Below are 10,527 nucleotides of genomic sequence, written 5' to 3'. Positions count from 1 at the left end.
GCCGAGCACGAGCACGCCGGCACGCTCGACCCGATGGCGACCGGCGTGCTCGTGCTCGGCATCGAGCGGGCCACCAAGCTCCTCGGCCACCTGGCCCTGGACCGCAAGACCTACCTGGCGACCCTCAGCCTCGGCAGCAGCACTACGACCGACGACGCCGAGGGCGAAGTCCTCACCACGGCCGAGACCGCGAACGTCCAAGACGAAGACATCGCGAACGGCGTGGACAAGCTGACCGGCGACATCCAGCAGGTGCCGAGCGCGGTCAGCGCGGTCAAGATCGACGGCAAGCGCGCCTACGCCCGCGTCCGCGCCGGCGAGGACGTCGTCATCCCGGCCCGCCCGGTCACCGTCTACCGCTTCGACGTCCTCGCCGTCCGCCACGAAGAGGACCACGTCGAGGTCGACGCCGTCGTCGAGTGCTCCTCCGGCACCTACGTCCGCGCGCTGGCCCGCGACCTCGGCGCGGACCTCGGCGTCGGTGGCCACCTGAAGGCCCTCCGGCGCACCACCGTCGGCCCCTTCACCCTCGCCAAGGCGAGGACCCTCGACCAGCTCGAGCAGCAGCCCGAACTGAGCCTCGACCTCGACGCCGCCGTCGCCGCCGCGTTCCCGCGCCGCGACCTCGACGCCGCCACGGCGAAAGCCATCCGCCACGGCCAGCGCATCCCGGCCGCCGGCGTCGAAGGCACCTACGGGCTCTTCGGTCCCGACGGCCGGGTGCTCGCCCTGGCCGCCGACGAACAAGGCGTGTCCCGCGCGGTTGTCGTGTTGCTGCCCGCCTAGGGTGGGCTCGAGAGACGGGAGTGTGACGTGCTTCGGTGGCGTGGGCTGGGGGATCTCCCCGGCAGCTGGGGCCGGTGCGTGGTCACCATCGGCGTGTTCGACGGTGTGCACCGCGGGCACCAGGAGCTGATCAGCCGGACGGTGGCGGCGGCGGCCGAGCGCGGCCTGCCGAGCGTCATGCTGACGTTCGACCCGCACCCGTCGGAGGTGCTGCGCCCGGGCAGCCACCCGGCCCAGCTGACGACGTTGCGGCGCAAGGCCGAGATCGTCGAGGGCCTCGGCGTCGACGTCTTCTGCGTGCTGCCGTTCACCCTCGAGCTGTCCCGGCTGCAGCCGGAGGAGTTCGTGCACGAGGTGCTGGTCGACCGGCTGCACGCGGCCGCGGTGATCGTCGGCGACAACTTCACCTTCGGCGCCAAGGCGGCCGGCGACGTCGAGCTGCTCCGCACCCTCGGCCGCCGGTTCGGCTTCGCCGCGTTCGGCGCCGAGCTGCAGGGCAAGGAACTGTCCGAAGAGGACCAGTCGGCGATCACCTTCTCCAGCACGTACGTCCGGTCGTGCATCGACGCCGGTGACGTGGTCGCCGCCGCCGAAGCGCTCGGCCGCCCGCACCGCCTCGAAGGCATCGTCGTCCGCGGCGACGGCCGGGGCCACGAACTCGGCTACCCGACGGCGAACCTGTCGACCCCGCGCTTCGCCGCCGTCCCGGCCGACGGCGTCTACAGTGCGTGGTTCACCCGTTCGGCTGACCCCACGCGCCGGCTGCGCGCCGCGGTGTCGGTGGGGACCAACCCGACGTTCTCCGGGCGCGAGCGGACCGTCGAGGCCTTCGTCCTCGACGTCGACGAGGACTTCTACGGCCAGCACGTGGCCATCGACTTCGTGACGCGGCTGCGTGACCAGGTGCGGTTCGCCGACTCGGCCGGGCTGGTCGCGCAGATCGACGACGACGTGGTCGAGACGAGAAAGGCACTCGAACTGCCCCCGGACGCCCTGACCGGGGACGAATAGGGGATTCCGCGTCCACGTACCGGACAGCGATGGCAAGATGCTCACGGACGGTGGGTGCGAACAGGGGAGCTTGAGACTGGTGGAGGACCACAAGATCGTCCAGCGGAACATCGCGTTGCAGCGCGAGTGGTACGGGGAGCCGCTCGGTGACCGCGTGCGCCGGCTCGTCGTCGCGTTCGACGTTTCGCAGGCGTTCCTGGCCGAGGTCCTCGGGATCAGCGCCCCCATGCTCAGCCAGGTGATGAGCGGGCGGCGGGCGAAGATCGGCAACCCGGTCGTGCTGGCCAGGATGATCATGCTCGAGCGCAAGATCCTGGTGCCCGAGGTCGCGGCCGGCAACCGCGACGCGATGCTGGCCGCGATGGAGGACGTCCGCGACTCGCGGCCCACCGTCGGCCGCGACAACATCCCGGTGGTCAACGAAGACGCGAAGGTCCTCGCCTACCTGCGCGACCTGGCCGAGGACGAGGACCTCGGCGAGGCCGCCAAGCGCCTCGACGACGAGTTCCCGGCCATCGCCGACCTGCTCCGCCGGGCGGGCCACGGCTCCTGATGCCGGTCCTGTTCAGCGCGCTGCTCCCACCGGACGACGTCGCCGAGGCGATCGCCGGCGCACTGGGCGACCGAGGCGACGGCCTCCGCTGGGAGCCGCCCGAGCGCTGGCACATCACCCTCGCCTACTACGGGCCGGACGACGTCGGCACCCGCGCCGCCTGGCTGGGCGAGCGGCTGGCCGGGCGCCCGGCCGTCGACGTCCGGCTGGAAAAGGCCGCGACGTTCCCCGGGGTGCTGTGGTTGACTGTCGCCGGACCGGAGCTGACGCCGCTCGCGAACGCCGCGGGCGCCGGCGCCGAACCGAGGCCCTACCGGGCCCACCTGACGCTCGCGCGGTTCCCCCGGGAAGAATCCGGGCTCGCCGCGCGTTGGACGGAACGTCTCGCGAACTTCACGAGCCGGCGCTGGCCGGCCACCGAAGTGGCGCTGATGACCAGCGAGCGCGACGCGGGTGGTCCCCGTTACCGGGTGGCCCGCGCCTTCGCGCTGGACGGCGGCTGAACACGCAGTTCAGCGGGCTGGTAACCTCAACGATCGGGTCCGGCTGCAGTCCGTGGCGGCCGTGACCGTCTTCCCGGCGTGCATCCGGCGTCCGGGGCCGCACGGCACTGATTATTTCGAGGAGCAACACAAGTGGCGCTGTCCACCGAAGAGAAGAAGTCGATCCTGGCCGAGTACGGCGTGCACGACTCGGACACCGGATCCCCCGAGGCCCAGGTGGCGCTGCTCACCAAGCGCATCGTCGGCCTCACCGAGCACCTCAAGGCTCACAAGCACGACCACCACTCGCGTCGCGGGCTCCTGCTGCTGGTCGGCCGTCGCCGCCGGCTGCTGAACTACGTGATGAAGGTGGACATCGAGCGTTACCGTGCGCTGATCCAGCGCCTCGGCCTGCGCCGATAGCTCCAACCCGAGGGGGAGTGGCCGTCACCGGCCGCTCCCCCTCGGTCTAAAACAGCAGAGAAGAACGGCGCGAGCGCGCACGAGGGTCCGTCCGCCGGTCCTCGGTAGTGGTTCCCGGGAAGCGTCCCGGGAGCTTCGATCGAAGACCGGCCTCATTCCTCGAGCGTCCTCAGGCGAAACGGGTCCCAGGGTGGGAGACTCGCGCCGTACAGAGGAACCAAAGAGGAGAACAATCTATGACCGACTCCACCGGAGTCACCGTGCACGAGACCGAAGCCGTCATCGACAACGGCAAGTTCGGTTCCCGCACCGTCCGCTTCGAGACGGGCCGCCTGGCCAAGCAGGCCGCCGGCGCCGTCGTCGCGTACCTCGACGAAGAGACGATGCTGCTCTCGGCGACGACCGCGTCGAAGCACCCGAAGGAGCACTTCGACTTCTTCCCGCTGACCGTGGACGTCGAAGAGCGCATGTATGCCGCGGGCCGCATCCCCGGCGCGTTCTTCCGCCGCGAGGGCCGCCCGTCGACCGACGCGATCCTGACCTGCCGCCTGATCGACCGGCCGCTGCGCCCGTCGTTCGCCGACGGTCTCCGCAACGAGATCCAGGTCGTCATCACCGTCCAGAGCCTCAACCCGGACGACCCGTACGACGTGCTGGCCATCAACGCCGCCTCGGCGTCGACCCAGATCGCCGGCCTCCCGTTCTCCGGCCCGGTCGGCGGCGTCCGCGTCGCGCTGATCGAGGGCCAGTGGGTCGCGTTCCCGACCTGGTCGCAGCTGGAGAAGGCCACCTTCAACATGGTCGTGGCCGGCCGCATCGTCGGCGATGACGTCGCGATCATGATGGTCGAGGCCGAGGGCACCGAGAACACGCTCGAACTGATCGCCGACGGCGGCAAGGCGCCGGACGAGGTCGCGGTCGCCGAGGGCCTCGAGGCCGCGAAGCCGTTCATCAAGGTCCTCTGCGAGGCGCAGCAGCGCCTGGCCGACGCCGCCGCGAAGCCGACCGGCGAGTTCCCGGTCTACCCGGCCTACCAGCAGGACGTCTACGAGGCCGTCGCCGCCATCGCGACCGACGACCTCGCCCGCGCGCTGCAGATCGCCGGCAAGCAGGACCGCGACGCCGCGACCGACGAGGTCAAGGCCGCCGTGCTGGAGAAGGTCGGCCTCGGCGAGGGCGAAGCCTTCGAGGGCCGCGACAAGGAGATCGGCGGGGCGTTCAAGGCCCTGACGAAGAAGATCATGCGCCAGCGCGTCCTCACGGAGAAGATCCGCATGGACGGCCGTGGCCTCACCGACATCCGGTCGCTCGCGGCCGAGGTCGCCGTGATCCCGCGGGCGCACGGCTCGGCGCTGTTCGAGCGCGGCGAAACCCAGATCCTGGGCGTCACCACGCTGAACATGCTTCGCCTGGAGCAGCAGATCGACTCGCTGTCCCCGGAGACGCACAAGCGCTACATGCACCACTACAACTTCCCGCCCTTCTCCACCGGTGAGACCGGCCGCGTCGGTTCGCCGAAGCGCCGCGAAATCGGCCACGGCATGCTCGCCGAGCGCGCCCTGGTGCCGGTGCTGCCGAAGCGCGACGAGTTCCCGTACGCGATCCGCCAGGTCTCCGAGGCGCTGGGCTCCAACGGCTCGACCTCGATGGGCTCGGTCTGCGCGTCCACGATGAGCCTGTACAACGCCGGCGTGCCGCTGAAGGCGCCGGTCGCGGGCATCGCGATGGGCCTGGTCTCCGACGAGGTCGACGGCGAGACCCGCTACGTGGCGCTCACCGACATCCTCGGTGCCGAGGACGCCCTGGGCGACATGGACTTCAAGGTCGCCGGCACCAAGGACATCATCACCGCGCTGCAGCTCGACACGAAGCTCGACGGCATCCCGTCGGAGGTCCTCGCGGCCGCGCTGAAGCAGGCGAAGGACGCGCGCATCACCATCCTGGAGGTCATCGCCGAGGCGATCGACAGCCCGGACGAGATGAGCCCGTACTCGCCGCGCGTCACCAGCGTGAAGATCCCGGTGGACAAGATCGGCGAGGTCATCGGCCCGAAGGGCAAGATGATCAACTCGATCACCGAGCAGACCGGTGCCGACATCTCCATCGAGGACGACGGCACGATCTACGTTGGCGCTTCCGACGGCCCGTCGGCCGACGCGGCGATCGACCTGATCAACGCCATCGCCAACCCGCAGCTGCCCAAGGTCGGCGAGCGCTTCCTCGGCACCGTGGTGAAGACGGCCGCGTTCGGCGCGTTCGTCTCGCTGCTGCCGGGCAAGGACGGCCTGGTGCACATCTCGAAGCTGGGCAACGGCAAGCGGATCGCCAAGGTCGAGGACGTGGTCAACGTGGGCGACAAGCTCCGCGTCGAGATCGCCGACATCGACAACCGCGGCAAGATCAGCCTGATCGTCGTCAAGGAGGACGAGCCCGCCAAGCCCGCCGAGGGTGAGGCCGCCACCGCCGACGCCGACGCCGACAAGGCCGACGCCAAGTAACACCAGTTCCGCCGAAGGCCTCCTCGCCGCACCCGGTGGGGAGGCCTTCGCGGCATCGTGAGTAAGGAACCCATGGCACGGCAGGTTTCCGGGCCCGAGCAGCCCGTCGGCACCACCCGCACGCTGGAGTCCACTCCGGACGGTGCGGTCGTCAAGCGCAGCGTCCTGCCCGGCGGCCTGCGCGTGATCACCGAGCACGTCCCGGCATCGCGCTCGGCCACGGTCGGGCTGTGGGTCGGCATCGGCTCCCGCGACGAGCCGGCCGCCGTCGCCGGCGCCGCGCACTACCTCGAGCACCTGCTCTTCAAGGGCACGAAGCACCGCGACGCCACGCAGATCGCCGAGGAGATCGACGCGGTCGGCGGCGAGTTCAACGCCTTCACGGCGAAGGAACACACCTGCTACTACGCGCAGGTGCTCGACGCCGACCTCCCGCTCGCCATGGACCTGGTCACCGACGTCGTGTTCGACGCGCTGTGCACCGACCGCGACATGGACATGGAGCGCAGCGTCGTCCTCGAAGAGATTTCGATGCGCGACGACGACCCCGAGGACCTGCTGCACGAGACGTTCGTGACGGCGATCCTCGGCGACCACCCGCTCGGCCGCCCGGTGCTGGGCACCGAGAAGTCGATCGTGGAAATGGCCCCGGCCGCCCTGCGGAACTTCTACAAGCGCCGGTACACGCTGCCGCGCATGGTCCTTTCCGTGGCCGGGAACATCGACCACAACCAGGTGCTGCGCCTGGTCCGCAAGGCGCTCGGCGAGCGCCTGACCGGCACCGCGACGCCGATCGCGCCGCGCGAAGGCCGGGCCCGGATCAAGACCGTGCCGAAGCTGGCCCTGCACACCGACGACACCGAGCAGGCGCACGTCATGCTCGGCCTGCGGTCCCTGTCGCGCCACGACGACCGCCGCTTCGCCCTGTCGGTGCTCAACGCGGCCCTCGGCGGCGGCATGTCGTCGCGGCTGTTCCAGGAGATCCGCGAGCAGCGCGGGCTGGCCTACCAGGTGTATTCGTCGGTCGCGAGCTACGCCGACACCGGGCACATGGCCGTGTACGCGGGCTGCCAGCCGGAGAAGCTCGGCGACGTGGCCGGCGTCATCCGCGAGGTGCTCGACAAGGTCGGCGTCGACGGCCTGACCGAGGCCGAGGTGGCCCGTGCCAAGGGCCAGCTGCGCGGCGGGCTGGTGCTGGGCCTGGAGGACACGTCGTCGCGGATGTCGCGGATCGGCAAGAACGAGCTCAACTACGGCCGCTACCTGGGGGTCGACGACACGATCGCGCGCATCGACGCCGTCACGACCGAGGACGTGTGTGCGCTCGCTCGCACTTTGTTCGCGCGGCCGGGCGGGGTCTCGGCGGCGGCGGTCGTCGGGCCGTACGCTCACGCCGACGACCTTCCTGACGACCTGCACGAGGTGATCGCTTCATGACCATCAACGTCGGTGTGCTCGGCGCGCGCGGCCGGATGGGGGCGACGGTGGTGAACGCCGTCGAAGGCGCTTCGGACATGAAGCTCGTGGCGGCGCTGGACGCGGGCGACGACTTCGCCCCGCTCGCCGACGCGCAGGTGGTCGTGGACTTCACCCACCCCGACGCCGTCATGGGCAACCTCGAGTACCTGGTCGAGCACGACATCCACGCGGTCGTCGGCACCACCGGCTTCAGCGAGGAGCGGCTGGCTGCCCTGCGGGCGCTCTTGGCGCCGAAGCCCTCGCTGGGCGTGCTGATCGCGCCGAACTTCGCCCTCGGCGCGGTCCTGGCGATGCGGTTCGCGGCCCAGGCGGCGAAGTTCTACGCCTCGGCCGAGATCATCGAGCTGCACCACAACCGCAAGGCCGACGCGCCTTCGGGCACCGCCGCGCACACCGCGCGGATGATCGCCGAGGCGCGCGCGGAAGCGGGCGTGACGCCGGGTCCGGACGCGACGACGGCGGAGCTGGACGGCGCCCGCGGTGCCTCGGTCGAGGAGGTCCGCGTGCACTCGGTCCGGCTGCCGGGCCTGGTCGCGCACGAGGAGATCCTGTTCGGCGGCGAGGGGGAGACCCTGACCATCCGCCACGACTCCCTCGACCGGACGTCGTTCATGCCGGGCGTGCTGCTCGGCGTGCGCGAGGTGCTGCACCGCCCCGGCCTGACGGTCGGCCTGGAAAACGTCCTCGACCTGTGAGGGCCCGCAATGTGGCGCTGCTGCTGACGGCGGCGCTCGTCGTCTACCTGTTCCTGCTCGCGGACCGGGCGTTCGCCCTGTTCAAGACGGGCACGGGCGTCGGCATCGCGCTGGGCGTCGGCGTGTTCCTGCTGCCCCTGCTCGGCGGCTGGATCGTCGTGATGACCTGGCGCAACGGGGTGCAGATCCAGCGCCTGTCGCGGCGTCTGGACGCCGAGGGCGCGCTCCCGGACGTCTCGGACCTCCCGCGCCGGCCGTCGGGCCGCGTGGACCGCGACGCGGCCGACGCGTGGTTCGCCGAGCGCCGTGCGGAGGTCGAGGCCGACCAGGGGAACTGGCGGGCCTGGTACAAGCTCGCGTACGCCTACGACATCGCGGGTGACCGCCGCCGGGCGCGCGAGACGATGAAGAAGGCCGTCGAGCTGGAAGCGGCCGACCGCTGACGCTGCTGCTGAAGCTCGTCCTGGCGCCGCTGCTGGTGGTCGCCTCGTCGCTGGCCGGACGGCGCTGGGGCCCGGGGGTGACCGGGCTGCTCGTCGCGATGCCGGTCGTCGCGGGGCCGATCCTGCTGATCACCTACCTCGAACACGGGCCGGCGTTCGTCGCGCGGGCCGCGTCGGCGTCGCTGCTGGGGCTGGTGTCGCTGGCCGCGTTCGCGGTGGTGTTCGCGCGGGTGTCCCGGGCGCGCGGCTGGGCGGGCACGCTGCTGGTCGGCTGGCTCGTGTGCCTGGCGCTCGATCTCGCGCTGTCCTTCGCGCCGGTGCCGGTGTGGCCGGCGCTCGGACTGGCGCTCGCGGCGGCCTGGGCGGGCACGCGGCTGCTGCCGGAGCCGGGGGAGGCCGGGCCGGTGGCGTTGCCGTGGTGGGACCTGCCCGCCCGCGCGCTCGCGACGGCCGTGCTCGTGGTGGCCCTGACGGCCGCGGCGGGCCGGCTCGGCCCGGACCTGACCGGGGTGCTGGCGCCCTTCCCGACCGGGACGAGCGTCGTGGCGGCGTTCGCCCTGGGGCAAGGCGGCCCGGCGGCGGCCGCGGCGACCATGCGGGGCGTGCTGCGCGGGCTCGGCGGATTCTCGGCGTTCTGCTTTCTGGTGGCCGTGCTCGCGGAGCCGATCGGCGGGTGGGCGTTCGCCGTCGCGGTCGCCGGGACCGCGGTGTGGCAGGTGCTCAGTGGTGCAGCCACCCCGCGAACACCGCGGGCGAAGCCGCGATCAGGCTGAACCGGATCCACCGGCCGGCCAGCCCCGTCGTCAGGAACATGACCAGCCGCATCCGGACCAGGCCGGCCAGCACGCTCGTCGCCATGAACGGGGGCAGGCCCACCAGGGAACTCACGCCGTAGGTCCCGGCCATCCAGTGCGGGTGGCGGTGGCACCGCTCGCGCAGCCGGTCGACCCAGGCGCGCACCCGCTTGGTCCGCAGCTCCCAGCGCACGCGCCGGGGCGTCATCGGGCGCTCGCGGTGCAACCGGTCGTGCAGCGGCTTCGGCAGCTTGATGGTGCCGCGCGCGGCCAGGAAGTACAGCGTCTTCCCGGCGATCTGCCCGACCGCCACCGCCGCCCCGAGCCACAGCCAGTGCAGCCCCGGCTGGCTCGCGCAGAGCCCGATCAGGAAGATCTCGGCGTTGACCAGTGGCACGATGGCCGAACCGAACGCGACGCCCAGCGTCAGCAGGATCCAGCTCATCGTGTCACCTCCTGAAAACCGCTCGCGTTCTTCCAAGTTATCAGTCCGAAATCTTTGCGCACGGGGGTTGGCCCCCCTCTTCGGCGGGTGGTCCGCACCAGAAGATCACCTGCCGGACGGCTGCCCGTCACCCGCCGCCGGAACACTGGCGGGGTGGCCGCCGAGCAATCCCGTACGCCCGCTGACCGATTCGGTGCCTGCTGCCGGGCCGTCGTGCGCGTGCTGCCACTGGGTCTGTCGCGGATCGTGGCGCCGACGTTTCTCGGCTTCTGCCTCATCAACGGGTTCACCTTCGGCGTCGACCTGGCGCTGCTGACCGTCTTCCACGGGCTGCTCGGCCTGCCGGTGTGGCTGGCGATCACGCTGGCGTACGTCTGCGCCTTCGGGCTGAGCTTCGCGCTGAACCGGACGTTCAACTTCCATTCCCACGCCGCCGTTGGAATCCAGCTGGGGCTTTACATTGTTGCGATTGCTGTCAATTACGCGGCGTTTCTGCTGGGTGTGGGCGCGGGGCTGACGGCGCTGGGCGTCGAATACCACGTCTCGCGGCTGCTCGCGGGCGCGTGCGAAGGCGTGTTCATGTACGCCGTGATGCGGTGGGTGATCTTCCGGGACTCAGCTCAGGGCGAGGTCGAGGGTGCCGGTGAGCCGGACCTCGCGGAGGGTGCGGTCGCCGGTGTCGAGGGTGCGGACAGTGCTGTCGGGGTTCCAGCCGGCCCGACGGTAGAAACCCAGGGTGGCGTGGTCGCCCTGGGCGACCCAGGCGATGCCGCGGGTGGCGCCGTCGGCCCGCAGGCCCGCGGCGGCCGTCGCGAGTAGCCGCCCGGCGTGCCCGCGGCGTCCCCAGCGCGGCTCGACGAGCAGGGTGGCGATCAGCCCGGTGGTCTCGGCGTCCTCGGGCAGGCTGCCGTCGGCCTG

Annotated in this window: 12 protein-coding genes and 1 pseudogene; 11 read left to right on the top strand and 2 right to left on the bottom strand. The window is 71.4% G+C overall.

Annotated features, from left to right (window positions below; all coding sequences use genetic code 11):
- From truB to CCN39_RS41780, 10 genes are all read left to right on the top strand, one after another.
- The coding region (gene truB, locus CCN39_RS41825; protein ID WP_086851934.1) for a tRNA pseudouridine(55) synthase TruB at positions 1-786 on the top strand (786 nt) is incomplete at its 5' end.
- Positions 787-813: 27 nt separating this feature from the next.
- Complete coding sequence (locus tag CCN39_RS41820) at positions 814-1,797, top strand: bifunctional riboflavin kinase/FAD synthetase (protein WP_167455340.1); 984 nt, start codon at positions 814-816, stop codon at positions 1,795-1,797.
- Positions 1,798-1,876: 79 nt separating this feature from the next.
- Positions 1,877-2,350 (top strand): helix-turn-helix domain-containing protein, encoded by a 474-nt coding sequence (locus tag CCN39_RS41815; protein WP_086851932.1) that lies wholly within the window; start codon positions 1,877-1,879, stop codon positions 2,348-2,350.
- On the top strand, positions 2,350-2,853 hold the full coding sequence (gene thpR, locus CCN39_RS41810) for an RNA 2',3'-cyclic phosphodiesterase (protein ID WP_086851930.1): 504 nt from the start codon (positions 2,350-2,352) through the stop codon (positions 2,851-2,853). The genes CCN39_RS41815 and thpR overlap by 1 nt, the downstream gene beginning before the upstream one ends.
- Before the next feature lie 132 nt (positions 2,854-2,985).
- The gene (gene rpsO / locus CCN39_RS41805; protein WP_003084034.1) at positions 2,986-3,255 is read left to right on the top strand and encodes a 30S ribosomal protein S15; all 270 of its coding nucleotides are present in this window, start codon (positions 2,986-2,988) and stop codon (positions 3,253-3,255) included.
- A gap of 236 nt (positions 3,256-3,491) precedes the next feature.
- A complete protein-coding gene (locus CCN39_RS41800) occupies positions 3,492-5,753 on the top strand; it encodes a polyribonucleotide nucleotidyltransferase (RefSeq protein ID WP_086851928.1) in 2,262 nt (753 codons plus the stop codon).
- Between the two features lie 72 nt (positions 5,754-5,825).
- Positions 5,826-7,190 (top strand): M16 family metallopeptidase, encoded by a 1,365-nt coding sequence (locus CCN39_RS41795; RefSeq protein WP_086851926.1) that lies wholly within the window; start codon positions 5,826-5,828, stop codon positions 7,188-7,190.
- Positions 7,187-7,927 carry a 4-hydroxy-tetrahydrodipicolinate reductase gene (dapB, locus tag CCN39_RS41790; protein ID WP_086851924.1) on the top strand — a complete coding sequence of 247 codons (741 nt, stop codon included), beginning with the start codon at positions 7,187-7,189 and terminating at the stop codon, positions 7,925-7,927. The genes CCN39_RS41795 and dapB overlap by 4 nt, the downstream gene beginning before the upstream one ends.
- On the top strand, positions 7,924-8,370 hold the full coding sequence (locus tag CCN39_RS41785) for a tetratricopeptide repeat protein (protein WP_167455339.1): 447 nt from the start codon (positions 7,924-7,926) through the stop codon (positions 8,368-8,370). Before dapB ends, CCN39_RS41785 begins: the two co-directional genes overlap by 4 nt.
- A gap of 35 nt (positions 8,371-8,405) precedes the next feature.
- Positions 8,406-9,143 carry a hypothetical protein gene (locus CCN39_RS41780; protein ID WP_244211246.1) on the top strand — a complete coding sequence of 246 codons (738 nt, stop codon included), beginning with the start codon at positions 8,406-8,408 and terminating at the stop codon, positions 9,141-9,143.
- Here CCN39_RS41780 and CCN39_RS41775 read toward each other — a convergent pair.
- Positions 9,091-9,609 (bottom strand): YqaA family protein, encoded by a 519-nt coding sequence (locus tag CCN39_RS41775; protein ID WP_086851918.1) that lies wholly within the window; start codon positions 9,607-9,609, stop codon positions 9,091-9,093. The two genes, CCN39_RS41780 and CCN39_RS41775, sit on opposite strands and share 53 nt — an antisense overlap.
- A gap of 87 nt (positions 9,610-9,696) precedes the next feature.
- On the opposite strand from CCN39_RS41775, the pseudogene CCN39_RS52290 reads away from it, so the two are divergent.
- A pseudogene (locus CCN39_RS52290) lies at positions 9,697-10,206 on the top strand (GtrA family protein); the annotation flags it as partial.
- 18 nt (positions 10,207-10,224) lie between these two features.
- On the opposite strand, the gene CCN39_RS49765 reads toward CCN39_RS52290, so the two are convergent.
- On the bottom strand, positions 10,225-10,527 hold a 303-nt coding region (locus CCN39_RS49765; protein WP_143264359.1), incomplete at its 5' end, for a GNAT family N-acetyltransferase.

The organism is Amycolatopsis kentuckyensis, assembly GCF_002155975.1.
Lineage (GTDB): Bacteria > Actinomycetota > Actinomycetes > Mycobacteriales > Pseudonocardiaceae > Amycolatopsis > Amycolatopsis kentuckyensis.
The sequence above is the reverse complement of the archived record's forward strand: the minus strand, read 5'-3'. Positions and strand labels throughout refer to the sequence as shown.

What these genes read in the sequence shown, in the direction of transcription:
- CCN39_RS41800 (WP_086851928.1), top strand. Translation starts at nt 3,492, where the DNA reads ATGACCGACTCCACCGGAGTCACCGTGCACGAGACCGAAGCCGTCATC.
- CCN39_RS41775 (WP_086851918.1), bottom strand. Translation starts at nt 9,609, where the DNA reads ATGAGCTGGATCCTGCTGACGCTGGGCGTCGCGTTCGGTTCGGCCATC.
- CCN39_RS41795 (WP_086851926.1), top strand. Translation starts at nt 5,826, where the DNA reads ATGGCACGGCAGGTTTCCGGGCCCGAGCAGCCCGTCGGCACCACCCGC.
- dapB (WP_086851924.1), top strand. Translation starts at nt 7,187, where the DNA reads ATGACCATCAACGTCGGTGTGCTCGGCGCGCGCGGCCGGATGGGGGCG.
- thpR (WP_086851930.1), top strand. Translation starts at nt 2,350, where the DNA reads ATGCCGGTCCTGTTCAGCGCGCTGCTCCCACCGGACGACGTCGCCGAG.